14 protein-coding genes, 1 tRNA gene and 1 pseudogene are annotated in these 16,453 nt (G+C 50.9%); 10 read left to right on the top strand and 6 right to left on the bottom strand.

What is annotated here, in order from left to right; all coding sequences use genetic code 11:
- Nucleotides 1-62 precede the first annotated feature (62 nt).
- A complete protein-coding gene (locus tag OGX97_RS14220) occupies nt 63-527 on the bottom strand; it encodes a hypothetical protein (protein ID WP_167820536.1) in 465 nt (154 codons plus the stop codon).
- Entirely contained in the window at nt 524-1,297 is a 774-nt protein-coding gene (locus OGX97_RS14215) for a winged helix-turn-helix domain-containing protein (RefSeq protein ID WP_020996049.1), read from the bottom strand. Before OGX97_RS14215 ends, OGX97_RS14220 begins: the two co-directional genes overlap by 4 nt.
- Nucleotides 1,298-1,874: 577 nt before the next feature.
- Between OGX97_RS14215 and OGX97_RS14210 the strand changes: the two genes are divergently transcribed.
- Entirely contained in the window at nt 1,875-2,492 is a 618-nt protein-coding gene (locus OGX97_RS14210) for a helix-turn-helix transcriptional regulator (RefSeq protein ID WP_032945410.1), read from the top strand.
- 75 nt (nt 2,493-2,567) lie between these two features.
- Nucleotides 2,568-5,372, top strand: a complete 2,805-nt coding sequence (gene misL, locus OGX97_RS14205; protein ID WP_279850854.1) for an intestinal colonization autotransporter adhesin MisL — start codon at nt 2,568-2,570, stop codon at nt 5,370-5,372.
- Between the two features lie 187 nt (nt 5,373-5,559).
- Here the strand turns inward: misL and OGX97_RS14200 are convergent, their stop codons facing one another.
- The 4 genes and pseudogenes from OGX97_RS14200 to OGX97_RS14190 all read right to left on the bottom strand — a co-directional run bounded on the left by OGX97_RS14200 (nt 5,560) and on the right by OGX97_RS14190 (nt 6,657).
- Complete coding sequence (locus OGX97_RS14200; protein WP_191226641.1) at nt 5,560-5,862, bottom strand: type II toxin-antitoxin system RelE/ParE family toxin; 303 nt, start codon at nt 5,860-5,862, stop codon at nt 5,560-5,562.
- 3 nt (nt 5,863-5,865) lie between these two features.
- Nucleotides 5,866-6,126, bottom strand: coding sequence for a type II toxin-antitoxin system Phd/YefM family antitoxin (locus tag OGX97_RS14195; RefSeq protein ID WP_191213690.1), 261 nt, complete (start codon nt 6,124-6,126; stop codon nt 5,866-5,868).
- 175 nt (nt 6,127-6,301) lie between these two features.
- Nucleotides 6,302-6,469: pseudogene (locus OGX97_RS23225) on the bottom strand (SymE family type I addiction module toxin); the annotation flags it as partial.
- A gap of 93 nt (nt 6,470-6,562) precedes the next feature.
- A tRNA-Sec gene (locus OGX97_RS14190) sits at nt 6,563-6,657 on the bottom strand.
- 290 nt (nt 6,658-6,947) lie between these two features.
- Here OGX97_RS14190 and OGX97_RS14185 point away from each other — a divergent pair.
- The 8 genes from OGX97_RS14185 to OGX97_RS14150 all read left to right on the top strand — a co-directional run bounded on the left by OGX97_RS14185 (nt 6,948) and on the right by OGX97_RS14150 (nt 16,427).
- Nucleotides 6,948-8,330: a glycoside-pentoside-hexuronide family transporter gene (locus OGX97_RS14185; protein WP_103014665.1), complete on the top strand. Its 1,383-nt coding sequence runs from the start codon at nt 6,948-6,950 to the stop codon at nt 8,328-8,330.
- Between the two features lie 10 nt (nt 8,331-8,340).
- Nucleotides 8,341-10,659: an alpha-xylosidase gene (gene yicI / locus OGX97_RS14180; protein ID WP_279850855.1), complete on the top strand. Its 2,319-nt coding sequence runs from the start codon at nt 8,341-8,343 to the stop codon at nt 10,657-10,659.
- Nucleotides 10,660-11,115: 456 nt separating this feature from the next.
- Nucleotides 11,116-12,669, top strand: coding sequence for a BglG family transcription antiterminator (locus OGX97_RS14175; protein WP_279850856.1), 1,554 nt, complete (start codon nt 11,116-11,118; stop codon nt 12,667-12,669).
- 26 nt (nt 12,670-12,695) lie between these two features.
- Nucleotides 12,696-13,166 carry a PTS sugar transporter subunit IIA gene (locus OGX97_RS14170; RefSeq protein ID WP_008786490.1) on the top strand — a complete coding sequence of 157 codons (471 nt, stop codon included), beginning with the start codon at nt 12,696-12,698 and terminating at the stop codon, nt 13,164-13,166.
- A gap of 19 nt (nt 13,167-13,185) precedes the next feature.
- Nucleotides 13,186-13,506: a PTS fructose transporter subunit IIB gene (locus OGX97_RS14165; RefSeq protein WP_003827230.1), complete on the top strand. Its 321-nt coding sequence runs from the start codon at nt 13,186-13,188 to the stop codon at nt 13,504-13,506.
- 26 nt (nt 13,507-13,532) lie between these two features.
- The gene (locus OGX97_RS14160; protein WP_003827232.1) at nt 13,533-14,624 is read left to right on the top strand and encodes a PTS fructose transporter subunit IIC; all 1,092 of its coding nucleotides are present in this window, start codon (nt 13,533-13,535) and stop codon (nt 14,622-14,624) included.
- 11 nt (nt 14,625-14,635) lie between these two features.
- Complete coding sequence (locus tag OGX97_RS14155) at nt 14,636-15,487, top strand: class II fructose-bisphosphate aldolase (RefSeq protein ID WP_032945395.1); 852 nt, start codon at nt 14,636-14,638, stop codon at nt 15,485-15,487.
- Nucleotides 15,488-15,566: 79 nt separating this feature from the next.
- Complete coding sequence (locus OGX97_RS14150; RefSeq protein ID WP_003024018.1) at nt 15,567-16,427, top strand: ketose-bisphosphate aldolase; 861 nt, start codon at nt 15,567-15,569, stop codon at nt 16,425-16,427.
- Nucleotides 16,428-16,453 lie beyond the last annotated feature (26 nt).

Genomic DNA, 16,453 nt, shown 5'->3' with positions numbered 1-16,453 from the left:
AGTCAATGATGACAAATGTGAATTTCATTGAGGGGCCGTACTTTTTGTTTCCGGATATGACGCTACCTTTTGCGGCAATACAGCGAGGGCACATTGGAGCTGGCAAAAATCCATGCACCTTTATACTCCTCCATGACCAGGCTCAGGCTTCGTCCGCTTTGGCGGTAAAATCCAGGTAATGTGTCGTTAATATCCGCTTCATCAGCGGTGTCAGCGAAGGTTTTGACGATCTGCATCGCCTGTAGCACTCGGGCATCGCGCTTTTGGGTGTAGTTAAAATAGATGTTCCTGCTAATGTCTGAGGTATTACGCCCGTACAGTTTGCCGGTAATAGTGGCCAGGCCTTCACTGTTGTACATCCGAAACGATAACGTACCGGTAAAGCGGTTGCTGCCAATATTCCATTCCATGTTACCGATGCAATTCAGCGGTTTGTCGGCATAGCGTGAATGCCATAACCATCCGCCTGAACCGAGCACAGTAACCAGCCCGGCCACGAGCACTATAAGGTGGCGTGTTTTTTTCATTGCCCGCGCATCCAGTAATAATGAGTAGTACAAAATGCGTTAGCATCCACCCGTGCATCTTTATCACAGACAAATGCCACGATCCTTTCCGCTTTGCTGTAACCGGTAAGAAACACGTGCTTGTTGTTTTCACAGAGATAGGGATGTAACTGCATCAGATTGAAATAGCCTTGCTGGTCGTGTTCATTTGGTGAGTAATAGATTTTGCAATTTTGCCGCGATGGGGTCTGCATGGAAGCCTGGACAAATTTACTAAACGGCATAACAGGGCGCGTTTGATACCACACCAGCCAGATGATCAACGTGGCAATCACGACACTGGCGCTAAATAAAACCTCAAACCAGGGTATCTGCGTCGTTTGTTGTGGTGTCGAAGGAATTATCTTTGCGGGGGGGATTTCTTCAATAACCGGCGGCGGGGAAACTTCACTCTGTTGAAGCGTTATTGTCTCTACTTGCGTATTCTCATTTAATCTGAGCCCGCGTCGGGAAATAGTTTTCACCGTATCACGAGGCAACCCCACGTCCGCCAGCGCGTTTCGTAGCGTCAGAATAGCCTGGTAAAATGTGTTGGTGGTGGTCACATTATTTCTTTCACCCCAACCAATTGTCATCAACGTGTTCTGGGAAACAATGTCACTTGCGTGAGTAATTAAATAGAGAAAACAGAGCGAGGCAGGGAGCTGGAGCTGAATTGCTCGCCCGGTCTGACGATTGACCAGACTTTTGCTATCAGGATTAAATTCGACCAACTGATTGATAAGGTACAATTGCCCAGCCCTCAGTAACCAAAACGAATCACAGCGTGTGCTAACGCATCCTTTAAATTTTACATCCAAATCGAAAATGCGCCTCACTCTTTGTTCATGAACGAAGATAAGAATTTCACCAATTCATTAAAAAATCTTTAAATACAATATGTTAGCAATCTTATTTCTTAGGTGAGAATTAACTAAGGTTAAATAATGAGAATTCATTACAGTTTTATCTGAATTATCTTTATATTTGTCCACAACATGACAAGGGTGATTGAGTTATCAGAATTACGTAATTAGTAAGTAACTTTTACGCAGGTTATTTTTTAGCAAATAGTGCTTTTTTACTGTTTATCCTGGAATCTGAATTTATGCATAAAATTCCTAATGCATAGGTTGTTATTCTGAGATAAAGCGTAAATAAGCTTAGCGCAATCGTATTACTCACAGACCATACATATTAGTGCATCAGGAGTTTATTACATTTTATTAGCGCCACTGTTATTAACTGACAAGGAACGTACTACGTGTTGGATTGACACATTTATTTACCAATGAAATATTTATGGAAAAATAACAGGAGTCATTTTTGATGAAGAGATCACCGTCACAGACTGTTCGTTGCATAAGCTGTGAATTATCCTGTCAATTATTTCCGGATACTGCGGTTCGTGCCAGTTACTGTCACCGTGCCGCATTTGCGATCTGGCCTGAGGGGAATGGCTTTCTGCAAAAAGGAATTATTGAAAAGCTTCTGCTTAATAATCAAAACCATTTGTCGCGTGGGTTTATTTTTGTGGACTTTTCTTTCCCGAATCTGCGCCTGTTTGCCGACCCGCAATGGGTTGACCGGCTTGCCTACAGTGGTATGCATATTGTGTTGATAGCAGACAGGAACCTGGCGCCGTTAGCCAACTACTGGCTGTCCAAAAGCAATAAAATACAAGGGATTATATATTCTGATGATGATGACGAAGTTCAACATCAGAAAATTAGGCGACTCTTTACGGGTCATCTCGCTAACAGCAAACGTGGACGCTCACTTAACTATACTGAAATGATATTACTGAAGCGTTTTGTGTCAGGGAAAAGTATTCAGCAAATTACCAAGATAGATAATATCGATATTAAGAAAATATATGTCTACAAGCTCAGGCTTGAAGATAAGTTAGGCCATAGTATTCATCAAATATTGTCGAATATTTTATAACGTATTTTTGAATTTTATTATTTTCACATCCTTGCGATGTGGTGGACGCTCTACGCCTGAAAGCAGGAGGCTAATATGCCAAATCCCAAATCTTATTCTCGTATTGCCATAGCGGTTTCAGCCGCATTAACCTCTATGGTATTTTCAGCTCAAGCGGCATGGGTTGACGTTGATAGTCTACCCTCCACCGGACTGGTTAGCAGTCTGCCCCCGGAATTGCAGGCAATAATTCCAGCGCAGGCAAATGCCAGTTTCGCTAAAACCAGCGCCATGCCGAATTATGTTTATCAATGGAGTGCAGGCACTATTCCCGTTTATGGCAATGGATTAACGATTAATGGACCCGGCGCTGAAGCTTTTGAGCACTCTGTTACCGTTATTCAGAACAGTACAACGGGTAGTCCGGGCGTTATTTTTGGGGATGACCTGACGATTCGCACGCAGTCGAAGAATGCCGCCAATAATGGTAAAGATGTTGACGGTATCCGCACGCACGGGGCCAATACGCCGGATAACCCGGTCTTTATCATCACCGGGGATCGCACCAGTATTTATGTGGACGGTCAGGATGGTGACGGTATTAACGCTGGTTACAACTCCTATAGCCAGGGTTGGAAGGGCTCGGCCAGCATTTACGTCGGCGACGATCTGTATATTCAAACCACCGGTTCCCAGGGACGTGGTATCACAGCAAACGCGATGAAAGACGCCACGCAGGCCAAAAATACAATTGTGGTCGGCGACCGGGCACACATTGTGACGACAGGTGACAGTTCAGAGGGTCTTCGCACCGGGCAGAGCGGTTCCTCGATACTGCTTGGCAATGACGCCACCATTGAGACTTCGGGTGCTTCTTCAACGGGGATTTATGCCGCCTCATCTTCCAAAACGGAACTGGGCAACAACGCGACGATTACGGTCAACGGCGTCAGCGCTCATGCGGTTTATTCCACCAACGCGACCGTGAATCTTGGTGAAAACGCAACGATCAACGTGAACAGTTCGGCGAAAGCGGCGTCATACAGCAAAGCGCCACGTGGCCTGTATGCGACTTCACGCGGGGCGATAAACCTGGCAGGCGGTGCCGCCATTACCATGGCGGGCGATCATAGCAACGAAAGTTATGCCATCAGCACTGAAACGGGCGGCATCGTAGACGGTTCTACTGGCGGGCGTTTTCTTATCGACGGCGATCTTCATGCCGCTGGCGCGACTGCTGCAACCAGCAGCCTGCCGCAGCAAAACAGTACCATTAAGCTCAACATGACCGACAACTCGTTGTGGAGCGGGGCGTCATACATCAACAGCGCCACTGCCGGGACGGGCGTTATCTCGCTGCAAATGAGCGACGCGACCTGGAACATGACTAACAGTTCAACGCTCACCGACCTGACGCTGAACGGCGGGTCAGTGGTGAACTTTGGGCATGCTGACGGCGAACCGTGGCAGACGCTTACCATCAATGAAGATTTTACCGGGAACGGCGGCAAACTGGTTTTCAATACTGTCCTGAATGACGATACCTCCGAAACCGACAAGCTGAAAGTGCTCGGCAACACCGCGGGTAATGCGTTTGTGGCGGTGAATAACATTGGCGGAACCGGGGCGCAGACCATTGAAGGTATTGAGATCATCGAAGTGGCCGGTAATTCTGACGGTACTTTTGAGAAAGCGGGCCGTATTGTTGCCGGAGCGTACGACTATAACGTGGTGCAGAAAGGCAGTAACTGGTATCTGACCAGCTTTATTCCTGCTCCGCCGGATCCGGAAGACCCGGACCCCGTCGATCCGCATGACCCTGACCCTGTTGATCCGGACCCGGTTGACCCTATTGATCCAGACCCGGTCGATCCTGTAGACCCGATTATCCCTGAGCCGGAAGAACCTGTTGCGCCTCCTGTCACTGAGCAGCAATACCGTCCGGAAGCAGGCAGTTATCTGGCGAACAACTATGCGGCTAACACGCTGTTTATGACCCGACTGCACGATCGTCTGGGTGAAACGCAGTACGTCGATATGCTGACAGGCGAGAAGAAAGTTACCAGCCTGTGGATGCGTAACGTTGGGGCGCATACCCGCTTCAAAGACGGTAGCGGGCAGTTGAAAACCCAAAGCAACAGCTATGTAATGCAGCTAGGCGGCGACCTGGCGCAGTGGAGTAGCGACGGTCTTGACCGCTGGCACCTTGGCGCGATGGCAGGTTATGCCAACAGCCAGAACCGCACGCAGTCCAGCCTGACCGGCTACCATTCACGTGGTCAGGTCACCGGTTACAGCGTGGGGCTGTATGGCACATGGTATGCCAATGACGCCGACAAGACCGGCACCTACGTGGATACCTGGGCGCTGTATAACTGGTTTGATAACAAAGTGATGGGCCAGGAGCAGGCAGCAGAGAAATACAAATCCAGCGGGATAACCGCTTCGGTTGAAGCCGGTTACAGCTTCAAACTGGGCGAAAGCGAGCGCAACAGCTACTGGCTGCAACCGAAAGCGCAGGTGGTATGGATGGACGTGCAAGCCGACAGTCACCGCGAAGCGAACGGTACCCGCGTGAAGGACAACACCGATGGCAACCTGATGACCCGTCTGGGTGTGAAAGCCTTTATCAACGGGCACAACGCCATCGACGACGGTAAATCTCGCGAGTTCCAGCCGTTTGTTGAAGCCAACTGGATCCACAACACACAGACGACCAGCGTGAAGATGGACGATGTTAGCAACGACATGCGCGGCACCAAAAACATCGGCGAGCTGAAAGTCGGCGTTGAAGGTCAAATCACTCCGCGCCTCAACGTGTGGAGCAACGTGGCCCAACAGGTTGGTGACAAAGGCTACAGTGATACCCGCGGTATGCTCGGGGTGAAATATAACTTCTGAGGCATCACAGGTAATAGAAAGCCGCTGATTAACCGATCAGCGGCTTTATTACGTATGAAATATGATGCTTATTGCAGTTGTTCGGTAAAACCGAACAACTGCAATAAAAAGCCGCAATGTTGTCACTTGTTGCGTGCAGCCCGTAGGCCGGATAAGCGTAAGCGCCATCCGGCATTAAGGTGGTGGGCTACAAACGTTGTCCCAGATGTTTTGTTGGTACTCGGCTTTGGTGTAAGACTGCCAGTACAACAATATTTGTGTCTTGTGCACTGTAGTAAATCATATGGCTAACATAAGGAAAGCTGTAAATATCTTCACCAAAATCATCAATTCGATGATGCCCCATGTCTGGCATTTCAGCTAACTGAGAGAGAACGCCCCGTAATTTTCTAAGATAATCCCTGGACTGTTTAGCGCCCCAATTTCTTGATGTGTAATCACGGATTTCAATAATATCGCGCTGTGCCTCTCCAGTAAGTTTGTAACTCACTTTTTATCCTTTGTGTTGATCCATCAACTCATCAAAAAAAGCATCGCCATCAACAGTATTGCCCAAATGAATATCGTTTTGAGCACGCTGAATTTTGGCCTTCAGTAACTGGTGCTTCATGGCTTCCATTTGTTCATAGTCCTCAATGGAAACGACGACTGCAACAGGTTTACCGTTACGATTAATTTGCACAGGTTCTCGCTGCGCTTTAAGTAGCATATCGCCAAACTGGGTTTTGGCTTCATTTGCCGTAAGAGTATGCATATTGCCACCATTTCGCATGAATCGTTCGATTCGTTCATTATAGTCGATATCTTTCTGGGGGTCACTATGAGGTGGGTGGTCAGACAGAGGGTATTGTGAAAGTAGGCCGGATAAGCGTTAGCGCCATCCGGCACCAACTGAACCTGTAAGTAACGCTAACAGGTTTAGCCTTGCTTCACTGAAGAGTCGCCAGCGTGCTCTCAATTCTATTTAACTTCTGATTGGCCTCTTTCAGCTCATCCTGCAACCGTTGTTATTGCTCACTGTAGACCATCAGGGCGATACAACCGTTCATTACTTTGACGGTAATTTTCTGCCCGGTATCAAACCCAACTGCGCGTAGTTACCTGTCGGAAAGGATAATTTCGGACGAGAATCATGAAAGCCTTTTTGAGCAGAGAAAATATGGCAAATGACTGGAATAAGATAGGAATTTTGGCGGAAGATCACAGGAGTCGAACCTGCCCGGGACCGCTGGCGGCCCCAACTGGATTTGAAGTCCAGCCACCTCACCGGAGATGACGATCTTCCGCGCCTCGATTGCTACATGGAGGCGGGGCGCATTATAGCTACTTCCAAACGTTTCCACACCCCCTCACTCACTTTTTTAACTTCCGTTTCTCCATACCATGACCAGTTTCAAATAAATCCCCGCAAAATCCATTACTTACACTTAGACACATTTTTTGACGCTACTCTGATCACAGAAAACAAGAATCGTAATTTGATAACGAGATATCGGAATACCCGCGCTCACAGGGATGGTTTACAAGAACTGTAACCGGTATCAGTGCGTGTGAAAGTGCTAACAAGGATGCGTAATGAAAAGTGAGATTTTGTCCGTTAAAGAGAAGATTGGCTACGGCATGGGCGATGCCGCCAGCCACATCATCTTTGATAACGTTATGTTATATATGATGTTCTTCTATACCGATATTTTTGGTATCCCGGCCGGTTTTGTCGGCACCATGTTCTTACTGGCTCGCGCGCTGGATGCTATCTCAGACCCTTGCATGGGACTGCTCGCCGACCGCACCCGTTCGCGCTGGGGGAAATTCCGCCCGTGGGTGCTGTTTGGCGCTCTGCCATTTGGTCTGGTCTGTGTGCTCGCCTACAGCACGCCGGATCTCAGCCTGCACGGCAAAATGATTTATGCCGCAATCACCTACACGCTGCTGACCCTGCTTTATACCGTGGTGAATATTCCCTACTGCGCGCTGGGCGGTGTGATAACCAATGACCCAACGCAGCGTATCTCCCTGCAGTCATGGCGCTTTGTGCTGGCGACGGCGGGCGGCATGCTCTCCACCGTGCTAATGATGCCGCTGGTGAATCTGATTGGCGGCGAAGATAAAGCGTTGGGCTTCCAGGGCGGGATTGCCGTGCTCTCGGTTGTGGCGTTCCTGATGCTGGCGTTTTGCTTCTTCACAACCAAAGAACGTGTGGAAGCGCCGCCGAGCAGCAACTCAATGCGTGAAGACCTGCGCGACATCTGGCAGAACGACCAATGGCGCATCGTCGGCCTGCTGACCATCCTCAACATACTGGCCGTCTGCGTACGCGGCGGGGCGATGATGTATTACGTCACCTGGATTCTGGGTACCCCGGAAGTGTTTGTCGCCTTCCTCACCACCTATTGCGTCGGCAATCTTATCGGCTCTGCGCTGGCAAAACCGCTGACTGACTGGAAATGCAAAGTCAGCGTCTTCTGGTGGACGAACGCCCTGCTAGCGGTCGTCAGCCTGGCAATGTTCTTTGTGCCGATGCACGCAAATCTCACCATGTTCGCCTTCATCTTCGTGATTGGCGTACTGCATCAGCTCGTGACGCCAATCCAGTGGGTGATGATGTCCGACACAGTTGATTACGGCGAGTGGTGTAACGGAAAACGTCTGACGGGGATCAGCTTCGCGGGCACGCTGTTCGTGCTCAAGCTGGGTCTGGCGCTCGGCGGGGCGATGATCGGCTGGATGCTGGCGGGCGGCGGTTACGATGCCGCAGCGAAAACCCAGAACAGCGCCACCATTAGCATCATTATCGCATTGTTCACGATTGTCCCGGCTATTTGTTACCTGTTGAGTGCCGTGATTGCCAAACGCTTCTATACCCTGAAAACGCCGTATCTGACGGAAATCATGAGTCAGCTGGCTCAGGGTGCGCACCGCAATCAGCAGGATTTTTCGACGAAAGAATTACAGAACTAAGGAACCAACGATGAAAATTAGCGACGGAAACTGGCTGACGCAGCCTGGCCTGAATTTAACTCACCCGATTCAGGTGTTTGAGGTCGAGCAACAGGGTAACGAGATGATTGTCTACGTTGCGCCGCGCGATGTGCGTGAACGTACCTGGCAACTGGATACTCCACTCTTCACCCTGCGCTTTTTCTCGCCGCAGGAAGGCGTGGTGGGTGTGCGTATGGAACACTTCCAGGGCGCGTTGGATAACGGTCCGCACTATCCGCTGAACGTGCTGCAGGACGTCAACGTAGAGATACAAAACACCGCTGAATTTGCCGAACTGAAAAGCGGAAATTTGAGCGTGCGGATCACTAAAGGTGAGTTCTGGTCGCTGGATTTCCTGCGTAGCGGCGAACGTATTACCGGCAGCCAGCTGAAAAATAACGGCTACGTGCAGGACACCAACAGCGGGAAAAACTATATGTTTGAACGCCTGGATCTGGGCGTTGGCGAAACGGTGTACGGTCTGGGTGAGCGCTTTACTGCGCTGGTACGTAACGGCCAGACGGTGGAAACATGGAACCGCGATGGCGGCACCAGTACCGAGCAGTCTTACAAGAACATCCCGTTTTATCTCACCAACCGTGGTTACGGCGTACTGGTAAACCATCCGCAGTGCGTGTCGTTTGAAATTGGCTCTGAGAAAGTGTCAAAAGTGCAGTTCAGCGTTGAAAGCGAGTATCTGGAATATTTCGTCATCGACGGCCCTACGCCGAAAGCGGTGCTGGATCGCTATACCCGCTTTACCGGTCGTCCGGCGCTGCCGCCAGCCTGGTCATTCGGTTTGTGGCTGACTACATCGTTCACCACTAATTACGATGAAGCGACGGTGAACAGTTTTATCGACGGGATGGCCGAGCGCAATCTGCCGCTGCACGTCTTCCATTTCGACTGCTTCTGGATGAAAGCCTTCCAGTGGTGCGACTTTGAGTGGGATCCGGTGACCTTCCCTGACCCGGAAGGTATGATCCGCCGCCTGAAAGATAAAGGGCTGAAGGTCTGCGTATGGATAAACCCCTATATCGGCCAGAAATCCCCGCTGTTCAATGAACTGAAAGAGAAAGGTTATCTGCTCAAGCGCCTGGACGGCTCCCTGTGGCAATGGGATAAATGGCAGCCGGGCCTGGCGATTTATGACTTTACCAATCCTGAAGCCTGCGAGTGGTATGCCAACAAGTTGAAAGGTCTGGTGGATATCGGCGTTGATTGCTTCAAAACTGACTTTGGTGAACGCATTCCTACTGACGTTCAGTGGTTTGACGGTGCCGATCCGCAGAAAATGCACAACCATTATGCGTACATCTACAACGAACTGGTATGGAACGTGCTGAAAGAGACCGTCGGTGAAGAAGAGGCAGTGCTGTTCGCCCGTTCGGCCTCAGTGGGTGCGCAACAGTTCCCGGTGCACTGGGGCGGCGACTGCTACGCCAACTATGAATCAATGGGCGAAAGCCTGCGTGGCGGCTTGTCCATCGGCCTGTCCGGCTTTGGCTTCTGGAGTCACGATATTGGCGGCTTTGAGAATACCGCCCCGGCGCACGTCTACAAGCGCTGGTGTGCGTTCGGGTTGCTCTCCAGCCACAGCCGCCTGCACGGTAGTAAATCCTACCGTGTGCCATGGGCGTACGATGATGAATCCTGCAACGTGGTACGCTACTTCACTGAGCAGAAATGCCGCATGATGCCATACCTGTATCGCGAAGCGGCGCGCGCCAATGAACTCGGAACGCCGATGATGCGCGCAATGATGCTGGAGTTCCCGGACGATCCGGCATGTGATTATCTCGACCGCCAGTACATGCTGGGCGATAGCGTGATGGTTGCGCCGGTGTTTAGCGAGGCGGGTGATGTGCAGTTCTATCTGCCGGAAGGACGCTGGACGCATCTGTGGCGTAACGACGAGGTGGTGGGCAGCCGTTGGCATAAGCAGCAGCATGACTTCCTGAGTCTGCCGGTTTATGTGCGTGACAATACACTGCTGGCGCTGGGCTGCAATAACCAGAAGCCGGACTACGCTTGGCACGAAGGGACGGCGTTCCAGCTGTTCCATCTGCAGGAGGGTCGGGAGGCGATTTGTGAAGTCCCGGCGGCTGACGGTTCGGTTATCTTCACGCTGAAGGCGACGCGCACGGGTAATACCATCACCGTGCAAGGAAGTGGCGAAGCGCGTAACTGGACGCTGTGTCTGCGTAATATTACGCAGGTTAGCGGCGTGAAGGGCGGCTCATCTGTGGGCAGTGAGTGGGGAACGGTTGTCACGCCGGATGCGGATGTGCTGACGATTACCCTGTAAGTAAATCTCAACGTGGGCTGGATGGCGATACAATGCGTTTTATCCGGCCCACGCTGCGAGCAGCATTCCAGATCTGAAAATCCAAAACATCCTGAATTAAATTTTTATCTCCCCATATTTGCGAGCGATATCACTCTGAATCCCACGAAAAATGTGATCTGCGCCGTAAATATCTCACTATTTCCCGTTTTTGTCTTATTTCTGTCCGGAATACAGGACACGATTTAGTATTGTTGGCGCATCGTAGTCCTCTTATATTTATCATCACGGATTACACGTGGAGCATCAATGCTTCTTTATAACCTAAATAATTCGAGTTGCAGGAAGGCGGCGACGCAGCGAATCCCCTGAACGTACATAAGTACGTGGCTGGGGTGAGCGAGAAAAACCAACGCACATGCAGCTTGAAGTATGACGGGTATAGATATTTAATCTGGTATGTAATAAGGGTAAATAATGCAAATGATTACCTCCCGACAAAACAGATTATTAAAATTTCTTCTGTCTAAGAAGGAATATGTCACGCTGCTGAAAATTGCCGAGTATTTATCTGTTTCAGAGAAAACTGTGCAGCGCGATCTGCGCTTACTGGAACCATGGTTATCAGAATGGAAAATAACTATCGATAAACGTGCTGGTGCTGGGGTGATATTAAGTGCAGATAATATTACCGACCTTTTATATATGGACCAGTTATTAGGATCGGAGGGTGATGATGCTGACGGCATGATGAATAATTCACGGCGAGTCAAGATAGCTTCACAGTTATTAAGCGAAACGCCGCATGAAACGTCGATCAGTAAATTATCCGAACGTTATTTCATTAGTAGCGCATCGATTGTTAACGATCTGAAAGTAATTGAATCCTGGATTACCCCGTTGGGCCTGTCGTTGATTCGTAGTCAGAGCGGCACGCACATTGAAGGTAGCGAGAGCGGTGTGCGCCAGGCAATGGCATCGTTGATTAACGGCGTGATTAACCATAATGAACCCGGCAGCGTGATTTATTCACGCCTTGACCCGGGCAGTTATAAAGCCTTAGTGCATTACTTTGGCGAAGAAGACGTTTTATTTGTCCAGACGTTATTGCAGGAAATGGAGAATGACCTGTGCTGGTCGCTCGGCGAGCCTTATTACGTCAATATCTTTACCCATATTCTGATCATGATGTACCGCATCACGCGGGGCAATGCGCTTCCGAGAAAAGAAGAGAGCATCACTACCTGTGATGAGAACATATTTTCCATTGCCAGTCGCATGATTCAGCATATCGAAAAGCGCATTGCCCACCCGCTGCCGGAAGACGAAGTCTGGTTTATATATCAATACATTATCTCCTCGGGTGTGGTGATTGAAGAGCATAATGACGTGAGTGTGATTGGTCATATGCACTCCAGCGACGAAGCGCGTTTGATTACCCATCGGTTGATTGCCACCTTCGCCGAGATGGTCGACAGCGATCTTAGCCTGGACACGGCGCTGTATGACGGATTGCTGATCCACATTAAGCCGCTGATTAACCGACTGAACTACCAGATCCGCATTCGTAATCCGCTGCTGGAGGATATCAAAGGCGAGTTGCAGGACGTGTGGCGTCTGACCCAATGTGCGGTGAATCGGGTGTTTAGCGGTTGGGGCGAGCGGGCCGTGTCGGAAGATGAAGTGGGATATTTAACCGTGCATTTTCAGGCCGCAATGGAGCGTCAGATAGCGCGTAAACGCGTACTACTGGTCTGTTCAACGGGTATCGGCACTTCTCACTTACTCAAAAGCCGTATTCTACGCGCCTTTCCGGACTGGACTATCGTCGGCGTAGTGTCGGCAGGCAGCCTGCCCTCTGTACTGACGGACGATATTGAACTGGTGGTATCGACGATTAATTTACCCGCGGTTGCCATGCCGGTCGTGTATGTCACTGCCTTTTTCAATGATGCGGATATTAAGCGGGTAACAGAAACGGTTATTACGGAAAAATTACATCGGGCGACGTCGCTGGTCGTTGAAAATTAATGTCTGAACTCCATGAGGTATGATTGATGGACATCACGAAAATACTCAATACAAATCGCGTTATTTTGGACATGAAGGCTACAAGCAAAACGGAGGCTATTGAGGAACTGACGGATATTCTGCAAAAAGATGGAGCAATTAGCTGTCGCGAAACGTTTATTCAGGATGTCTGGCAACGTGAGTCAGAAGGCTCGACCGGCTTCGAAAACCATATTGCGATCCCGCACGGGAAATCCTCGGCGGTGGTCAATACCACGCTGGCGATTGGGCGTACCCGCCAGGATATTCCCTGGGAAACCCTGGATGGCAGCAACGTGCGCTGCATTATTCTGTTTGCCGTACGTCTTGAAGATCAAAACACCACCCATATTCGTCTGCTTTCGCAGGTTGCTGGCGCGTTGGCAGATGACGACATTATTGAACAACTATTAGTTGAAAGTAGTCCACAAAAAATTATTGAGCTTTTTAGCCAATATGCTGAATCCAATGTCTGCTAAATAAAATGTGGAGCATGTTATGAATATTGTTTGTGTTGCCGCCTGTACGGCGGGTATTGCGCACACCTATATTGCCCGTGAGAAGTTAATTAAAGGTGCCAAAGCGCTTGGTCATAATATAAAAGTTGAAACCCAGGGAACCATTGGCACAGAAAACGAACTGCTGACAGAAGATATTTCTGCGGCTGATGTCGTGATTCTTGCTGTCGATGTAAAAATAAAAGGGGAGGAGCGATTTTCAAACAAACGCATTGTGCGAGTAAAAACTGAAATCGTCATAAAATCGCCCATTCAGTTTCTTGAAAAGGTCGAAAAATCATTAGTTAATAATAACCAGTAGCGATCCTCATTCTGGAGGGGTTTCACATGAGTGAAAATAAAATTCCGCTATCTCAGGAAATAAAAAAACATTTATTAACGGGAATTTCGTGGATGATCCCGTTAATTGTCGCCGCCGGGATCTGTATTGCTCTCGGGCAAATACTTGGCGGCACTAACGTCGGTGAAAAAACAGGAACTATTCCCTGGATGCTCAACCAGATTGGCGGCTGGGGGATGGGGTTAATCGTACCGCTTATTAGTGCGGCGATTGCGTACTCCATTGCTGACCGTCCGGGATTCGCGCCGGGCCTGATTGTCGGCTTCGTCTGCGGAGAAATTCATACCGGTTTTATCGGTGGGATGCTGGGCGGATTTCTGGTCGGTTATACCGTCCTGCTGCTCAAGCGCTATATCCGTTTGCCGCAGTCGATGCAGGGGTTGATGCCCATCATGGTGCTGCCGGTACTGAGTACCGTCATTGGCGGTCTGTTGATGATGACGCTGATTGGCAAGCCGATTGCCTGGCTGCAGGACGCGTTGATTCATCTGCTGGAGTCCATGCAGGGCGGATCCCGCTTTCTGATGGGCGCTATCCTCGGTGCGATGGCGACATTCGACTTCGGTGGGCCGGTGAATAAAACCATGTCGCTGTTTGCTGACGGCATGCTGGTCAGCGGCGTGTACGGTCCGGAAGCGGTGAAGTTTGTTGGTTCGATGATCCCTCCATTTGGCATTACGCTCTCTTTCCTGCTGACGCGTCACAAGTACACCCGTGCGGAACGTGAGGCGCTGAAGGCTGCATTCCCGATGGGGATCTGCATGATTACCGAAGGGGTTATTCCGATTGCGGCGCGCGACCTGCTGCGCGTGGTGGGCTCCTGTGTGGTGGCCTCGGCGATTGCGGGTGGCCTGATTATGGTGTGGGGTGTCGAAAGCCCGGTACCGCACGGCGGCATGTTTGTGGTTCCGCTCTTTACGCATCCGCTGCTGTTTTGCCTGGCGCTGGGGATCGGTACGGTGATTTGTGGCGTCATGCTGTCGCTGTGGAAGAAACCGGTAACCGAGCGTGATGAAGAGTTTGACGAACTCAGCGATCAAAAGCTGAAAGACGAAGAAATCACCTTCACCCTGGAATAACCGGAGGCCATATGTTTGCCGATATGAAAAGCATGGTGACCAAAGCCTGGCGCGAACAGTACGCGCTGCTGGCCATCAACTGTATGAACCTGGAAAGCGCCCGCGCAGCGGTGCGAGTGGCGGAGAAACACCGTGCGCCCATCATTCTGAATTTGTATCAGGGGCATCTGGAGCATTTTCCGGCCCCGATAGCGGCAGCGGTGGTCAAAACGCTGGCAGAGGAAGCCTCGGTACCGGTCGCGCTGGCGCTGGATCATGGAAAGGATCCTGTACGCATTCGCCAGGCTTTTCGCGCCGGATTCAGCGGCTTAATGATCGACGCCTCCGCCTTTGCGCTGGAGGAGAACATTCGCCAGACCCGGGCGGTGGTTGAGCTTGCCGCCAGCGTTTCTCTGTGCGTGGAAGGCGAGCTGGGCCATCTGGCCGATGCTCCGTGCTATGACCACGCCGCTAACGCTGATTTGATGACCCAGGCCGCCGACGTGGAACCCTTCATCCAACAGACCGGGATCGATTTGCTGGCGGTGTCGGTGGGTACGGCACACGGCATGTACGCGCCGGGTATCACTCCTGCTATTGATTTCCAGCGGCTGGAGGAAATAGCCCGGTTATCAACGGTGCCGCTGGCGCTGCATGGCGGCAGCGGAACGCCGTTTGACCAGCTACAGCGCTGCCCGACGTTTGGTGTCGCCAAGATAAACGTTGGTGCGGCGGTTTTCGAAGCCGGAAAGGCTGCGCTACTGCATACCCTGTGTCGCGACACATCCGGTGAACTCGTTGATGCCCTGGCCCTGATGGAACAGGCCTGCGAGGAAGCCATTATTCCGTACCTGCAGGCCAGCGGCGCTATCGGCAAAGCCTGATTCATTTTCTGTAACGCCTTCTATGCCTCTGCGATGAGCACTGGCAGGGCTTTCTACACCCTGAAACTGGAGAATTAACATGTTAGTTTCGATGAAAGAATTACTGCAACCTACCCGTCAGCACGGTTTTGCCATCGGCGCATTCAACGTGGCGGACAGCTGCTTTGTACGCGCAGTAGTGGAAGAAGCGGAAGCGACCAATACCCCGGCGATTATCTCCATTCACCCCAGCGAACATGATTTTGTCGGCGATGCGTTTTTTAGCTATGTCCGTGATATCACCCTGCGCAGCCCGGTTCCCTTTACTCTGCATCTGGACCACGGCGCTTCGGTTGAGCATGTCCTGCGGGCGATTCAGTGTGGGTTTACCTCGGTGATGATTGATGGCTCGCTGCTGCCATATGAAGAGAACGTGGCGCTGACCCGCGAAGTGGTCAAACTGGCGCATGCGGTAGGTGTTTCGGTGGAAGGGGAGTTGGGAACGATTGGCCAGACCGGGACGTCAGTGGAAGGCGGCGTGTCGAAGGTTACTTATACCGATCCTGCTCAGGCAGAGGATTTTATCGCCCGAACGGGTGCAGACACGCTGGCGGTGGCGATTGGAACCGCGCACGGGATCTACCCGAAAGGGATGCAGCCAGAGCTGCAAATGAACATCCTGCGCGATATCGCCGGACGTGTGGATATTCCGCTGGTGCTGCACGGTGGTTCCGCGAACCCGGATGCGGAAATTGCCGAATCCGTGACGCTGGGCGTTGGCAAAATCAACATTTCCAGCGATATGAAATACGCCTACTTCCAGAAAGTCCGCGAAATCTTGGCGAAAGAAACCTGGTGGGACCCGAACGTAATCTACCCGGAAGCCATTAGCGCCGCGCGGGACGTGATCCGCCACAAAATGAAACTGTTCGGTTCAACCGGCAAAGCATCACTTTACTAACGGCATGCAGGCGGGGCGACCCGCCT

Origin of the sequence: Citrobacter sp. Cpo061, assembly GCF_030332845.1 — a bacterium.
GTDB classification, from domain to species: Bacteria; Pseudomonadota; Gammaproteobacteria; order Enterobacterales; family Enterobacteriaceae; genus Citrobacter; species Citrobacter portucalensis.
The sequence above is the reverse complement of the archived record's forward strand: the minus strand, read 5'-3'. Positions and strand labels throughout refer to the sequence as shown.